We start from the raw sequence: 13,377 nt of genomic DNA on the forward strand, positions 1-13,377 counted from the left end.
GTGGTTTTCCTACCGCGCCGCGACCTTCGCCTCGATCGCGTCCCAGATCATCGCGGAGACGTCGGTGCCGTCGAACCGTTCGATCGCGACGATGCCGGTGGGCGAGGTCACGTTGATCTCGGTCAGCCATTTGCCGCCGATCACGTCGATGCCGACGAATAGCAGCCCGCGCTTCTTGAGTTCAGGCCCGAGGACCGCGCAGATCTCGCGCTCGGTCGGCGTCAGCTCGGTCTTTTCCGCCGAGCCGCCGACCGCGAGGTTGGAGCGGATCTCGCCCTCGCCCGGCAGGCGGTTGATCGCGCCGGCGACTTCGCCGTCGACGAGCACGATGCGCTTGTCGCCCTTGGCCACGTCGGGAAGGAACGCCTGGACCATGTGCGGCTCGCGCCACGTCATGTTGAACACCTCGATCAGCGCGGACAGGTTGGCGCCGTCCGATTCGACCTTGAAGATCGCCTTGCCGCCATTGCCGTGGAGCGGCTTGATCACGATCGCGCCGTGTTCGGCCAGGAAGGCGCGCGCCTCGTCGAGGCTGCGCGTGACGAGCGTTGGCGGCATGAACTGCGGATAGTCGAGCACGAACACCTTTTCGGGTGCGTTGCGGACCTGTGCGGGGTCGTTGACGACCAGCGTCTTGCCGGCGATCCGCTCGAGCAGATGCGTCGCGGTGATGTAGCCGAGATCGAAGGGCGGGTCCTGCCGCATGAGCACGACGTCGGCCTCGTCGCCGAGATCGAGGTCCACCGGCTGCCCGACGCTGAAGTGATCGCCGGTCACGCGCTGCACGGTGACAGGGTGCGCCTTCGCCCAGACCCGGCCGTCGCGGTAGTTGAGATCCTCCGCCGCGTAATGGAACAGGCGATGCCCGCGCTCCTGTGCGGAGAGCATCAGCGCGAAGGTCGAATCGCCCGCGATATTGATGCTGTCGAGCGGGTCCATCTGGACGGCGACGGTGAGGCTCATGCGTCTTCCTTCTATGCGGTCGAGCGCATGTAGGTGCGCGCGGGCCGCAAGTCACCCGACCCGCTCAGCCGATCCATGCATTCTCGATATGGCGGGGGCGTGTGCCGGGGGCGAGCAGGATCACGTCGACGCGGATATCGTCGCCGGGTCCGGCATAGCGCGGCATCAAAAACTCTGCCGCCGCGGCGACCCGCGCGAGCCGCCGCTCGTCGATCGCGAAGTCGAGTTCGGCGGCGGTCGCGCGCGTCTTCACCTCGACGAACGCGACCAGCGTCCCCTTGCGCGCGACGATGTCGACCTCGCCCGCAGGCGTCCGGACGCGACGGTCGAGGATGCTCCAGCCCTTCAGTCGCAGCCACCAGCCGGCCAGCCGCTCCCCGCGCCGCCCCGCAGCTTCCGCGACTTGTCGATCGGCGGTGCTCGCCGTCCGCCTGCGGGAGGGGCGGGGGGCCGGGAGGGTCACCCCTTCGCCTTCAGTTCGAGCGCGCGGGCGTAGAGCGTCTTGCGGTCGAGCCCGAGTGCCTTCGCAACCTCGCTCGCGGCCTGGCCGGTGGAGAGGCGGGTGAGGGCATCGGCCAGCGCCGTGTCGGCATCCGCCGCGCTGGCCGGGGGGGCGTCGCCGGGCGGCGCGATGACGATGACGATCTCGCCGCGCGGCGGGGCGTCGGCGTAGCGGGTGGCGAGGGTCGTCAGCGTGCCCGTCACCGCCTCCTCGAACCGCTTGGTGATCTCGCGCGTGACCGCCGCCTCACGGTCGCCGAGTCCTTCGGCGAGCGCGGCAAGGCTGGCACCGAGCCGCGGACCCGATTCGTAGAGCACCAGCGTCGCGCGGATCGTGGCGATCTCGGCGATCGCCTCCGACCGGGCATGCGCCTTGGACGGCAGGAAGCCGACGAACAGGAACCGGTCGGTCGGCAGTCCCGCCAGCGTGAGCGCGGCGACCGCGGCGCAGGGGCCGGGGATCGTCACCACGAGATGCCCCGCCGCGCGCGCGTCGCGCACCAGCTTGAACCCGGGGTCGGAAATCAGCGGCGTGCCCGCGTCGGACACCAGCGCCACCGCCTCGGTCGCCATCCGCGCGATCAGCGCCGGGCGGACGCCCTCGGCGCTGTGATCATGATAGGGGACCATCGGCGTCTTGGTCCCGACATGGCGGAGCAGACCGGCGGTGACACGGCTGTCCTCGACCGCGACGACATCGGCACGCGCGAGGATATCGGCGGCACGCGGCGACAGATCACCGAGATTGCCGATCGGCGTCGCGACGATGTAAAGGCCGGGGTTCAGTGGAGTTTCAGGGTTCATGGGGATTGTCATGGCAGACGCAGCGACGATAGGGCAATCGGCCCGGCACCGGATGCGCGCGTTTGGGCGCTCGGCCGCACTCACGCTGGCCTGCCTGCTGGGCGCGTGCCAGACGATCGTCCCGCGCGGTCCCGTCGAGCCGTCGCAGCAGCGCCCGACCACCCGTCCTACCGACACGCCCACGATCGGGGTCGAGACCGGCATCCCGCGCGATGCCGAGCGCAATCGCGTCGCGCTGCTCGTGCCGCTGTCCGGCAGCAATGCGGGCGTCGGCACGTCGATCGCCAATGCGACGATGATGGCGCTGCTCGACACGCAGAACCAGCGCGTGCGGATCACCAATTACGATACAGCGACGGGTGCCGCGGCTGCGGCTCAGCGCGCGATCGCGGAAGGCGCGCAGCTGATCCTGGGGCCGCTGCTGTCCGAGGACGTGCGGACGGTCGCGCCGATCGCGCGCGCGGCGGGCGTGCCGGTGCTGAGCTTCTCGAACGATCTCGGGGTGGCCGGCAACGGCGCCTATCTGATGGGCTATGTGCCAACCCAGTCGATTTCGCGCGTCGTCGATTTTGCGCGCGAGCGCGGCGTGTCGAACTTTGCCGGGCTGGTCCCGAACGGGCTGTATGGCGAGCGTGCCTCGACCGCATTCCTCCGCGCGGTCGAGGGGGCGGGCGGCCAGGTCGTGTCGCTGCAGACCTATGGCCGGACCGCCGGTGGTGTGTCGGGCGCGGTCACGCGGCTCGCCGCAAAGGCACCCTATGACGCCGTGCTGATCGCCGACAGTGGTTCGACCGCGGCGTCGGCGGCGGCGCTGGTGAAGCGCGGCGCGGGCGCATCGACCCGGATCCTCGGCACCGAGCTGTGGAATTCCGAATCGAGCGTCGCCGCCAAGCCGGCATTGAACGGCGCCTGGTATGCGAGCGTGTCGGATACGCTGTACCGGCAATATGCCGCCAAATACCGTGCACGCTTCGGCAGCGGACCGTACCGCCTGTCGAGCCTCGGCTATGATTCGGTGCTTCTGACGGTGCGGATCGCGCGCGACTGGAAGCCGGGGACCGCGTTCCCCGTGTTGCGGCTGCGCGATGGCGACGGGTTTTCGGGCATCGACGGTGCGTTCCGCTTCGGCCGCGACAATGTCGCCGAGCGTGCGCTGGAGGTGAAGGAAATCCGCGGCGGCACGACGAGCGTGGTGTCGCCGGCGCCGACCGGCTTCGGAAAGTAAGGTCCGAGCCCTACCGGCCTTCCCGCCCAGGCGGAGAGGCCGGCAGGGTTACGCCGTCACGATCTCGGGCAGGATCGCGTCGAGCAGCAGCGCCCCCGCTTCGGTGACGCGCAGCCGACCGGGTGAGCGGGCGACGAGGCCGAGATCCTCGAGCCGTGCGACCGCGGCGAGATCTACCGGCACCACGCCGGCGTTGAGCCGCGTGATCCGGTCGAGATCGACTCCCTCGGCCAGGCGCAGTCCCATCAGCAGCGCCTCGGTCGCGCGCGTCGAGGGGGTGAGCGGGTCCTCGACCTCCATGCCGTGGCCGTTGCGCTCGATCGCGGCGAGCCAGTTTTCTGGCTTCTTGCGACGCACCGTCGCCAGGCCACCGCGGCGGCCATGCGCGCCGGGGCCGATCCCGGCATAATCCTGATAGCGCCAATAGGCGAGATTGTGGCGGCTCTCCGACCCCGGTCGCGCGTGGTTCGAGGTTTCATAGGCGGGGAGCCCGGCGGCGGCGGTGTCGGCGCGCGTCGCCTCGAACAGGTCGGCTGCGCTATCGCCGTCGGGGATGACGATGCGGCCCGCCAGCGCTTCGGTCGCGAACCGCGTACCGGGTTCGATGGTGAGCTGATAGAGCGACAGATGCTCGGTCCCGAAGCTCAGCGCGCGCGCAAGTTCGGCGCGCCAGTCGGCGAGGCGCTGGCCGGGGAGCGCATAGATCAGGTCAAAGCTCACACGCGGAAAGACGCTCTGCGCGGTCGCCAGCGCGGCCTGCCCCTCGTTCACGTCATGCGCGCGGCCGAGGAATCTCAGCGCCTGATCGTCGAGCGACTGCAATCCCAGCGACACGCGGTTGACGCCTGCGCTCGCGAGGTCGGCAAAGCGCGCGGCCTCGACCGAGGAGGGATTGGCCTCGAGCGTGATCTCGATCCCCTCGGCAAAGCCCCAGGCGCGTTCGGCGGCGTCGAGGATCGCGGCGACGGTCGCGGGCGGCATCAGCGAGGGGGTGCCGCCGCCGAAGAAGATCGACTGGAGCTTGCGTCCCGGCAGCACCGCCGCTTCGTGCGCGAGGTCGGTGAGCAGCGCCGCGCGCCATGCCGCCTGGTCGACGCCCTCGCGGACATGGCTGTTGAAGTCGCAATAGGGGCATTTCGACACGCAGAACGGCCAATGGACGTAGAGTGCGAGGTCCCCCGAGGGCGGCGGGGCGGGGCTTGGCGTTTCGATCGGGGGCATTATCTCGCGCATATGGTCGCACGGAGCGACAGAAGGAAGCGCAATGACGGTTCGGTTGGGTCTGGCAGTTGCGGCGGCGTTGTTCGCCGGCGCTTGCGCGCAGGGGCCGGAACGCGTCGTGGAGCGTCGCGAGACACAGGCGCCGGCGCCGCGCGGGCCCGCGCTCCTCAAGGCGGCGATGATGGACGGGCACAATGCCGCGCGGGCGGCCGTAGGTGTCCCGCCGCTGGTGTGGAGCGATACGCTGGCGACGACCGCGCACGCCTATGCCGAGGAAATGGCCAATACGCGCAAATTTGCGCACGCCCATCAGGTTCAGGGGCCCGGCCGCGAGGGCGAGAATCTGTGGACCGGCACGCGCTATGCCTATGCCTATCCCGAGATGATCGGCCACTGGGTTGCCGAACGGAAGGATTTCGTCAACGGCGTGACGCCCGCGTTCAGCCGGACCGGCAAATATGAGGATGTCGCGCACTACACGCAGATCGTCTGGCGCAATTCGACCGCGGTGGGGTGCGCGATGGCGAGCAACGAACGCGACGATTATCTGGTGTGCCGCTATTCGCCGCCGGGCAATGTGGTGGGCGAGCGTAGCTACTAGGCACCCGAGAGTGCCGGACCGTCACCGGGGGTGACGGTCCGGCGGCGTTTCAGAACACGGCGGCCTTCAGCAGTTCGAACGCCTCGTTCCTGTGGCTGATCGCGTTCTTCGTCTCGTGCGGCAGCTCGGCATAGGTCTGGTCATGGCCCAGCGGCACGAACATCGGGTCATAGCCGAAGCCGACCTTGCCGCGCGGCGGCCAGACCAGCGTGCCCTCGGCGCGGCCCTCGAACCATTCGACATGGCCGTCGGGCCAGGCGAGCGCGAGTACGCTGACGAAATGCGCGCCGCGGGTCGCGTCGGGACCCTTGGCGGCGAGCGCGTCCTCGACCTTCTGCATCGCCATCGACCAGTCGCGACCGTTCGGGGTCTCCGCCCAGTCGGCGGTGTACACGCCCGGATCGCCGCCCAGCGCATCGACGCACAGTCCGCTGTCGTCGGCGAGCGCGGGATAGCCCGACAGGTCGGCGGCGGAGCGTGCCTTCAGCTCGGCATTGGCGAAGAAGGTCGTCCCCGTCTCGACCGGCTCGGGCAGGTCGAGATCCGCCGCCGACACGACGTCGAACCCGCGCCCTGCGAGCAGGTCGGCGATCTCGCGCACCTTGCCCTTGTTGTGGCTCGCGATGACGAGCTTGCCGGGCTGGAGCTTGCGGATCGCCTGGGGGGTGCTGCCTTCGCCGCTCACTTGGCGACCGCCTTGGCCTGTGCCGCGAAGATGTCCGCGCAGCCGATCCGGGCGAGCCGCAACAGGCGAAGCAGCGCCTCCTCGTCATAGGTCGCGCCCTCGGCCGTTGCCTGCGCCTCGGCGATGTTGCCGTTTTCGAGCAGGACGAAATTCGCGTCCGCGTCCGCGCCCGAATCCTCGATGTAATCGAGGTCGAGCACCGGATTGCCCTGATAGATGCCGCAGCTGATCGCGGCGACCTTCTGCGTCAGCGGATCGGCGGTCAGCTTGCCGCTGGCCAGCAGCCCGTCGATCGCGAGCCGCAGCGCGACCCAGGCGCCCGAGATCGACGCTGTGCGCGTGCCGCCGTCCGCCTGAAGCACGTCGCAGTCCAGCACGATCTGACGCTCGCCGAGCAGCTTCAGGTCGGTGACGGCGCGAAGCGAACGGCCGATCAGGCGCTGGATTTCCTGCGTGCGGCCCGACTGCTTGCCCTTGGCCGCCTCACGGTTGTTGCGCGTGTTGGTCGAGCGCGGGAGCATGCCGTATTCGGCGGTCACCCAGCCTTCGCCCTTGCCGCGCAGGAACGGCGGGACCTTTTCCTCGATGCTGGCGGTGACAAGCACCTTGGTGTCGCCGAAGCCGATCAGGACGGAGCCTTCGGCATGCTTGGTGAAGCGGGGTTCGATCGTGATGCTGCGCATCTGGTCTGGGGCACGGCCGGATGGGCGCATGATGTATTCCTAAACTTCTTCCGTTCGTCCGGAGTAGCTGCTGAGCTCGTCGAAGCGGCGTATCGAAGGATCGGCCCGCTTGGGGCACATCCTTCGATACGGGCCTTCGACTTCGCTCAGTCCCTACTCAGGACGAACGGGTGGTGGGCAATAAGCGCTGCCTAGCCTTTCGCATTCGGGCTCGCCAGCCTAGATCAGCCGCATGGCCACGCCCCCTGTCACCGAACTGACCGACCGCGCGCGCGATATTTTCCGTGCGGTCGTCGACAGCTATCTCGCCAGCGGCACGCCGGTGGGGTCGAAGACGATCGCGCAGCTGGCCGGGCTCAGCCTGTCGCCCGCCTCGATTCGCGGGGTGATGGGAGAGCTGGAGGGGCTGGGACTGCTCGCCAGTCCGCATACTAGCGCGGGGCGGATGCCGACCGATCGCGGCCTGCGGCTGTTCGTCGACGGGATGATGCAGGCGATGGAGCCGTCGTTCGAGGAGCGCCAGACGATCGAGGCGCGCGCCGGCGTCGGCGGCCCGGTCGAGGAGGCGCTCGCCGCCACGACGCTCGCGCTGTCGGGGCTGTCGGCGTGCGCGGGGCTGGTGATGGTGCCGAAGCGCGAGATGACGCTGCGCCAGATCGCGTTCGTCGCGCTGTCGCCCGACCAGGCGCTCGCGGTGCTGGTCAGCGAGGACGGCTCGGTCGAGAACCGCGTGATCGCGTTGCCCAAGGGCATGTCGCCGTCGACCTTGGTCGAGGCGGGCAATTACATGTCGGCGACGCTCGGCGGGCTGACGCTGGCCGAGGCGCGGCTGCGGATCGAGCGCGAGCTGGCGGACGGGCAGGCGGCGCTCGACGGTGCGGCGCGGATGCTGGTCGAGGGCGGGATCGCGGTGTGGAGCGAGGATGCGGATCGCCGCCCGGTGCTGATCGTGCGCGGGCAGGGGAGGCTGATCGATGCCGCCGCCGCCGCCGATCTCGACCGGGTCCGCGACCTGCTCGACGATCTTGAGGGAAAACAGGAGGTCGCATCGCTGCTCGACAGCGCGCGGGCGGGCGATTCGACGCGGATCTTCATCGGCGCGGAGACCAAATTATTCGCCCTGTCCGGCTCGTCGGTGATCGCGCGACCGTTCCGCGGATTGGACGGCCGAGTGGTCGGCGTGGTGGGCGTGATCGGCCCCACGCGGTTGAACTATGCGCGCGTCGTGCCCATGGTGGATTTCACGGCTGCAACGCTCGCCCGGTTGATGGGTTGAGCCGGCCCAACTTATAGGGAAAACAATGTCCGATATCGATCAGAACACGCCTGCCGACCTGCGCGAGGAGACCGCCGAAGCCGCACCCGAAGTGGCCTCGAACGATCGCGTCGCCGAGCTGGAGAACCAGCTCGCCGAGGCCAAGCAGAATGTCCTCTATGCGCAGGCCGAGGTGCAGAATGTCCGCCGCCGCGCCGAGAAGGAAGCGCAGGACGCGCGCGCCTATGCCGCCACCGCGTTCGCGCGCGACGTGCTGTCGGTTGCCGACAACCTCGCCCGCGGCCTGTCGGCGATCCCGGCGGACCTGCGTGCGGACGACAAGATGAAGGGCCTCGTCACCGGGCTCGAAGCCACCGGTCGCGAGCTGGAGAGCGTGTTCCAGCGTCACGGCATCACGAAGATCGCGGCTGAGGGCCAGATGCTCGACCCGAACAAGCATCAGGCGATGCTGGAGATCCCGAGCGACCAGCCGGCCGGCACGATCGTCCAGGAAATGCAGGCGGGCTACATGATCAAGGATCGCCTGCTGCGGCCTGCGATGGTGGGCGTCGCCAAGGCGGGGTGAGCCTGTCGGGCTGGTGTTCTCCCGCGAGGGCGGGAGCCCAGGGTTTCAAACGCTGTCGCCTGTGACCCTGGGCCCCCGCCTTCGCGGGGGAACGGCAGGAGGCGGCGCTCAACTTTCTGCCTCGCCGGGATGACGCCATGAACGAGAACCTGACCACCGATCGCGAGACGTTCGTCACGCATCTCGAATGTTCGATCACCGGCGAACGCTATGAGGCGGACCAGCTTCATGGCCTTTCGCGCGCGGGCCGACCGTTGCTCGTCCGCTACGACCTCGACGCGGTGCGGGCGACGATCTCGCGGGACACGATCGAGGCGCGTCCCACCGATCTGTGGCGGTGGCGCGAACTGCTGCCCGTGCGGCAGACGTCCAATATCGTCAGCCTCGGCGAGATCGAGACGCCGCTGGTGCCGATCCCCAAGTCCGGTGGCCCCAACGTCCTCGTGAAGGACGAAGGGCGTCTGCCGACCGGCAGTTTCAAGGCGCGCGGGCTGGTCATGGCGGTGGCGATGGCGAAGGAGCTCGGCGTCACCAGGATCGCGATGCCGACCAACGGCAATGCCGGCGCGGCGCTGGCCGCCTACGCCACGCGCTGCGGGATCGAGACGATCGTATTCTGTCCCGACGACACGCCCGAGATCAACGTCCGCGAGATCGCGATGCAGGGCGCGCGCGTCTGGCGCGTCAACGGGCTGATCGACGATTGCGGCGCGATCGTCGGCAAGGGCGCCGCCGAGGGGCGCTGGTTCGACTTCTCGACGCTGAAGGAGCCCTATCGAATCGAGGGCAAGAAGACGATGGGGCTGGAACTGGCCGCGCAGTTCGGCTGGAAACTGCCCGATGCGATCTTCTACCCGACCGGCGGCGGCACCGGGCTGATCGGCATGTGGAAGGCGTTCGACGAGCTCGAGCAGCTCGGCTGGATTGGCTCCGAGCGACCCAAGATGTTTGCGGTGCAGGCGAGCGGCTGTGCGCCGATCGTCCGCGCGTTCGAAGCGGGCGAGGAGCATGCCGAGCGCTGGGAGGATGCGAGCACCGTCGCGGCGGGCATTCGTGTGCCCAAGGCGGTCGGCGACTTCCTGATCCTGCGCGCGGTCCGCGAGAGCGGCGGGCAGGCGATGGCGGTCGGCGATCCCGCGATCCTCAAGGCGGTCGAGGCTGCCGCGAAGCAGGACGGCCTGCTGCTGTGCCCGGAAGGCGGCGCGACGCTTGCGGCCTACACCCATGCGCTGAACACCGGTCTGGTCGACGAAGACGACCGCGTCGTACTTTTTAATTGTGCGACCGGGCTGAAATATCCGATGCCCGAAGCGCCGCAAGCGCTTGATAGAACACAAGCTATCGATTTCGACGCATTGTAGGATGGGAATCGCCACCGGCGCGACTGTCCTTCCGGTGGTTGATATTAATCCATGTTATCTGCAACGGGGCGCCCTTCATCACGAAAAGGGCGGAAATGCAGAAGATTCTTCAGGTCGTGTGTGTCGTGCTGGTCGCGGCGGCGGTCATGTTCGGCGGGCGCTGGTACATGTATGTCGCGCGCGGCGAGACCCCGTATGACGAGGTCGGCATCGCGCTGAACGGTTATGCGCCCGCGCCGCTGCGCGCTTGGGGCTGTCACAAAATGCAGGAACGGTTCTTCGGGCAGTTGCCGCCTTATGGCTGTGCGGGACCGGATGGGCGCAGCTGGCTCTGATATCGCCCTAGCCCACGTCATCCCAGCGTTCGCTGGGGTGACGGTTTGGGGAGGGGCGGACTAGGCCGACACCCGCCGCTTGAACGGAAGCAGCGTCTCGTACTGCGCGAGCGGCGGGGCGCCTGCGACCGTCGCGCCGGCACGCAAAAGGAAGGCGTGGCGGACGATTTCGCCTTGCTGCTCGATACCGTAGCGGTGCAGAGCGACGCCGGGGCGCAGCGCATAGTCGTAGCGGCACCAGGGATGCCGTACGAGCGGGAGGAAGATGCCGCGCTGGTGCTGCCAGATATGCGTCATCTCGTGGATGAACAGCCCTTGCAACGTCAGATGGGCATGCGCGAAATCGTCGCACCACAGATCGCCCTTGGGGTGGAAATGGATGCACCCGCGCGGCGCCATCACCGTGTCGCGCGGCTGGAAGAAGGCCCATTTGCGACGTGCCAGCCGCACCGGCGCATAGTCGATCGCATCGCCGAAGACCGACGCCGCGAGCCTCGTCTCGGCCGGGGTCAGCGCTCGCGTCGACCGATCGCGAACGCTCACTTGGTTCCGGTGTCGCCGGCGCCGACGACGGCCGCGTTTTGCAGGATTCTAGTGCCGTCGGCGAAGGTGAGGGTGAAGGTGATGGTGCGTTCACCGGGCTTGATCCCGGGATTTACGTCGAACAGCATCACGTGACGGCCGCCCGGCGCGAACACGACATCGGTCTTGGCCGGGATCTCGACGCGCGCGATCGGTTTCATCGACGACACGCCGCCGGCCGACATGCTCTCGTGCATCTCGCTCCGGATCGCGACGTCGGTGGTGACGTTGATCAGCGTCGCATCGCTCGGCCCGCCATGGATCGTGAAATAGCCTGCTGCCGGTCCACCCTTGACCGCAGCGAGCCGGACCCACGCCTTCTCGACGGACAGCTGTTGCGGCTGTGCACAGGCCGCCACCCCGACCAGGGCCGTCACGGCAAAAATACCACGCATCGTCATCATCGCCACTTCATACCCCTCTTGCGATCTCTACGAGCCGTACAATCTTGCGGCAAGCGCGAGCCAACCTATATCGCGCCCATCAATCGAAAGGTTCCACTGCCGTAACGGGGTGGAGCCCGAGACTTTTTTACGATGTGTGAGGGGCTATTTAAACTCATGGCTAAAGTAATCGGTATCGATCTCGGCACGACCAACAGCTGCGTTTCCGTCATGGAAGGCGGCAAGCCCAAGGTCATCGAGAATTCCGAAGGCGCGCGCACCACGCCGTCGATCGTCGCATTCGCCAAGGACGGCGAGCGACTGGTCGGCCAGCCGGCCAAGCGCCAGGCAGTGACCAACGGCGACAACACCATCTTCGCGGTGAAGCGCCTGATCGGCCGTCGTTTCGACGATCCGATCACCAAGAAGGACACCGAGCTGGTCCCGTACAAGATCTCGCGCGGGCCGAATGGCGACGCATGGGTCTCGGCCGGCGGCAAGGATTACTCGCCCTCGCAGATCTCGGCGTTCACGCTGCAAAAGATGAAGGAGACCGCGGAGTCGTATCTCGGCGAGACGGTCACGCAGGCGGTCATCACAGTTCCCGCATACTTTAACGACGCACAGCGCCAGGCGACCAAGGACGCCGGCCAGATCGCCGGTCTCGAAGTGCTGCGCATCATCAACGAGCCGACCGCAGCGGCGCTGGCCTACGGCCTCGACAAGCAGGACGGCAAGACGATCGCGGTCTACGATCTCGGCGGCGGCACGTTCGACATCTCGATCCTCGAGATCGGCGACGGCGTGTTCGAGGTGAAGGCCACCAACGGCGACACCTTCCTGGGCGGTGAGGATTTCGACAACAAGATCGTCCAGTTCCTCGCCGACGAGTTCAAGAAGGCAGAGGGCATCGACCTTGCCAAGGATAAGCTGGCGCTGCAGCGTCTGAAGGAAGCGGCCGAGAAGGCGAAGATCGAGCTCAGCTCGGCACAGTCGACCGAGGTCAACCTGCCCTTCATCACCGCGGACCAGAACGGCCCGAAGCATCTGGTGAAGTCGATCACCCGCGCCGATCTGGAGCGGATGGTCGAGGATCTGGTCAAGCGAACGCTCGACCCCTGCAAGAAGGCACTCGCCGACGCCGGTCTGAAGGCCGACGACATCTCCGAGGTCGTGCTGGTCGGCGGCATGACGCGCATGCCGCGCGTGCGTGAAGTCGTGAAGCAGTTCTTCGGCAAGGAGCCGCACACCGGCGTCAACCCGGACGAGGTCGTCGCGATGGGCGCCGCGATCCAGGCCGGCGTGCTGCAGGGCGACGTCAAGGACGTGCTGCTGCTCGACGTGACGCCGCTGTCGCTCGGCATCGAGACGCTGGGTGGCGTGTTCACCCGGATGATCGATCGCAACACGACGATCCCGACTAAGAAGTCGCAGACCTATTCGACCGCGGACGACAACCAGGGCGCGGTGACGATCCGCGTGTTCCAGGGCGAGCGCGAGATGGCGGCCGACAACAAGATGCTCGGCAATTTCGATCTCGTCGGCATCCCGCCGGCGCCGCGCGGCGTGCCGCAGATCGAGGTCACGTTCGACATCGACGCCAACGGCCTCGTCAGCGTCTCGGCCAAGGACAAGGGCACCGGCAAGGAGCAGCAGATCCGCATCCAGGCCTCGGGTGGCCTTTCGGACAGCGACATCGACCAGATGGTCCGCGATGCCGAGACCTTTGCCGAGGAAGACAAGAAGCGTCGTGCGGGCGCCGAGGCGAAGAACAACGCCGAGAGCCTGATCCACACGACCGAGCGTCAGCTTGCCGATAACGGCGACAAGGTCGACGACGCGCTCAAGACCGAGATCCAGGCCGCGATCGACGCGACCAAGGCAGCGGTCGAGGGCGGCGATGCGGACGCGATGACCGAGAAGAGCACCGCGCTCGCCCAGGTCGCGATGAAGCTCGGCCAGGCGATCTACGAGAAGCAGGCTCAGGCGGATGCCTCGCCGTCGGCTGATGGCGATGCGGCGAAGAAGGACGACGACGTCGTCGACGCCGAATTCTCGGAAGTCGACGAGAACCCGAAGGCGTAACTGAAACTCCCTCTCCCCAGGGGCCCATGAAAGTAATATTTTCATGGGTGCCCGGTCGGGGAGAGGGCCGGGGTGAGGGGCAGTTCCGAGCGCTGTCGCCCGGAACG

At 67.7% G+C, this 13,377-nt stretch carries 15 protein-coding genes; 7 read left to right on the forward strand and 8 right to left on the reverse strand.

The annotated features are described in order from the left end of the window. Window positions 1-9: 9 nt before the first annotated feature. The 3 genes from gshB to rsmI all read right to left on the reverse strand — a co-directional run bounded on the left by gshB (window position 10) and on the right by rsmI (window position 2,268). Complete coding sequence (gene gshB, locus ASE89_RS16910) at window positions 10-963, reverse strand: glutathione synthase (protein ID WP_056680047.1); 954 nt, start codon at window positions 961-963, stop codon at window positions 10-12. A gap of 64 nt (window positions 964-1,027) precedes the next feature. Continuing rightward, complete coding sequence (locus ASE89_RS16915; protein ID WP_052149316.1) at window positions 1,028-1,426, reverse strand: YraN family protein; 399 nt, start codon at window positions 1,424-1,426, stop codon at window positions 1,028-1,030. Further along, window positions 1,423-2,268, reverse strand: coding sequence for a 16S rRNA (cytidine(1402)-2'-O)-methyltransferase (gene rsmI, locus ASE89_RS16920; protein ID WP_236701844.1), 846 nt, complete (start codon window positions 2,266-2,268; stop codon window positions 1,423-1,425). Before rsmI ends, ASE89_RS16915 begins: the two co-directional genes overlap by 4 nt. Window positions 2,269-2,278: 10 nt before the next feature. On the opposite strand from rsmI, the gene ASE89_RS16925 reads away from it, so the two are divergent. After that, window positions 2,279-3,493, forward strand: coding sequence for a penicillin-binding protein activator (locus ASE89_RS16925; protein WP_056680053.1), 1,215 nt, complete (start codon window positions 2,279-2,281; stop codon window positions 3,491-3,493). Between the two features lie 48 nt (window positions 3,494-3,541). On the opposite strand, the gene hemW is transcribed toward ASE89_RS16925, so the two are convergent. Then, on the reverse strand, window positions 3,542-4,714 hold the full coding sequence (gene hemW, locus ASE89_RS16930; protein WP_056680837.1) for a radical SAM family heme chaperone HemW: 1,173 nt from the start codon (window positions 4,712-4,714) through the stop codon (window positions 3,542-3,544). Window positions 4,715-4,757: 43 nt separating this feature from the next. On the opposite strand from hemW, the gene ASE89_RS16935 reads away from it, so the two are divergent. Next, the gene (locus tag ASE89_RS16935) at window positions 4,758-5,315 is read left to right on the forward strand and encodes a CAP domain-containing protein (protein ID WP_056680056.1); all 558 of its coding nucleotides are present in this window, start codon (window positions 4,758-4,760) and stop codon (window positions 5,313-5,315) included. Between the two features lie 49 nt (window positions 5,316-5,364). Here ASE89_RS16935 and rdgB read toward each other — a convergent pair whose 3' ends face one another. Both rdgB and rph read right to left on the reverse strand, forming a co-directional pair. Beyond that, a complete protein-coding gene (gene rdgB / locus ASE89_RS16940) occupies window positions 5,365-6,000 on the reverse strand; it encodes an RdgB/HAM1 family non-canonical purine NTP pyrophosphatase (protein ID WP_056680058.1) in 636 nt (211 codons plus the stop codon). After that, a complete protein-coding gene (gene rph, locus ASE89_RS16945; protein WP_056680061.1) occupies window positions 5,997-6,713 on the reverse strand; it encodes a ribonuclease PH in 717 nt (238 codons plus the stop codon). The genes rdgB and rph overlap by 4 nt, the downstream gene beginning before the upstream one ends. 202 nt (window positions 6,714-6,915) lie before the next feature. Here rph and hrcA point away from each other — a divergent pair, with 202 nt between their 5' ends. The 4 genes from hrcA to ASE89_RS16965 all read left to right on the forward strand — a co-directional run bounded on the left by hrcA (window position 6,916) and on the right by ASE89_RS16965 (window position 10,220). After that, complete coding sequence (gene hrcA, locus ASE89_RS16950; RefSeq protein ID WP_031441504.1) at window positions 6,916-7,959, forward strand: heat-inducible transcriptional repressor HrcA; 1,044 nt, start codon at window positions 6,916-6,918, stop codon at window positions 7,957-7,959. Window positions 7,960-7,984: 25 nt separating this feature from the next. Further along, window positions 7,985-8,524, forward strand: coding sequence for a nucleotide exchange factor GrpE (gene grpE / locus ASE89_RS16955; protein WP_031394645.1), 540 nt, complete (start codon window positions 7,985-7,987; stop codon window positions 8,522-8,524). Between the two features lie 137 nt (window positions 8,525-8,661). Then, window positions 8,662-9,885: a threonine synthase gene (locus ASE89_RS16960; RefSeq protein WP_056680064.1), complete on the forward strand. Its 1,224-nt coding sequence runs from the start codon at window positions 8,662-8,664 to the stop codon at window positions 9,883-9,885. 95 nt (window positions 9,886-9,980) lie between these two features. Next, complete coding sequence (locus tag ASE89_RS16965; protein ID WP_031394647.1) at window positions 9,981-10,220, forward strand: hypothetical protein; 240 nt, start codon at window positions 9,981-9,983, stop codon at window positions 10,218-10,220. A gap of 60 nt (window positions 10,221-10,280) precedes the next feature. Here ASE89_RS16965 and ASE89_RS16970 read toward each other — a convergent pair whose 3' ends face one another. Together ASE89_RS16970 and ASE89_RS16975 are read right to left on the reverse strand one after the other, a co-directional pair. Further along, complete coding sequence (locus tag ASE89_RS16970) at window positions 10,281-10,763, reverse strand: hypothetical protein (RefSeq protein WP_056680067.1); 483 nt, start codon at window positions 10,761-10,763, stop codon at window positions 10,281-10,283. Further along, complete coding sequence (locus ASE89_RS16975; protein WP_031394649.1) at window positions 10,760-11,206, reverse strand: copper chaperone PCu(A)C; 447 nt, start codon at window positions 11,204-11,206, stop codon at window positions 10,760-10,762. Before ASE89_RS16975 ends, ASE89_RS16970 begins: the two co-directional genes overlap by 4 nt. 156 nt (window positions 11,207-11,362) lie before the next feature. Here ASE89_RS16975 and dnaK point away from each other — a divergent pair, with 156 nt between their 5' ends. After that, the gene (gene dnaK, locus ASE89_RS16980) at window positions 11,363-13,270 is read left to right on the forward strand and encodes a molecular chaperone DnaK (RefSeq protein WP_031441499.1); all 1,908 of its coding nucleotides are present in this window, start codon (window positions 11,363-11,365) and stop codon (window positions 13,268-13,270) included. Window positions 13,271-13,377: the final 107 nt, after the last annotated feature.

Origin of the sequence: Sphingomonas sp. Leaf30, from assembly GCF_001422525.1 — a bacterium.
In the GTDB taxonomy this organism is placed as follows: domain Bacteria; phylum Pseudomonadota; class Alphaproteobacteria; order Sphingomonadales; family Sphingomonadaceae; genus Sphingomonas; species Sphingomonas aerolata.

Bases quoted from the DNA above. Each gene is read 5' to 3' on its own strand.
- gshB (WP_056680047.1), bottom strand. From the start codon at position 963: ATGAGCCTCACCGTCGCCGTCCAGATGGACCCGCTCGACAGCATCAAT.
- ASE89_RS16935 (WP_056680056.1), top strand. From the start codon at position 4,758: ATGACGGTTCGGTTGGGTCTGGCAGTTGCGGCGGCGTTGTTCGCCGGC.
- rph (WP_056680061.1), bottom strand. From the start codon at position 6,713: ATGCGCCCATCCGGCCGTGCCCCAGACCAGATGCGCAGCATCACGATC.
- ASE89_RS16965 (WP_031394647.1), top strand. From the start codon at position 9,981: ATGCAGAAGATTCTTCAGGTCGTGTGTGTCGTGCTGGTCGCGGCGGCG.
- hemW (WP_056680837.1), bottom strand. From the start codon at position 4,714: ATGCCCCCGATCGAAACGCCAAGCCCCGCCCCGCCGCCCTCGGGGGAC.
- grpE (WP_031394645.1), top strand. From the start codon at position 7,985: ATGTCCGATATCGATCAGAACACGCCTGCCGACCTGCGCGAGGAGACC.
- dnaK (WP_031441499.1), top strand. From the start codon at position 11,363: ATGGCTAAAGTAATCGGTATCGATCTCGGCACGACCAACAGCTGCGTT.
- ASE89_RS16925 (WP_056680053.1), top strand. From the start codon at position 2,279: ATGGCAGACGCAGCGACGATAGGGCAATCGGCCCGGCACCGGATGCGC.
- rsmI (WP_236701844.1), bottom strand. From the start codon at position 2,268: ATGAACCCTGAAACTCCACTGAACCCCGGCCTTTACATCGTCGCGACG.
- ASE89_RS16975 (WP_031394649.1), bottom strand. From the start codon at position 11,206: ATGATGACGATGCGTGGTATTTTTGCCGTGACGGCCCTGGTCGGGGTG.
- hrcA (WP_031441504.1), top strand. From the start codon at position 6,916: ATGGCCACGCCCCCTGTCACCGAACTGACCGACCGCGCGCGCGATATT.
- ASE89_RS16960 (WP_056680064.1), top strand. From the start codon at position 8,662: ATGAACGAGAACCTGACCACCGATCGCGAGACGTTCGTCACGCATCTC.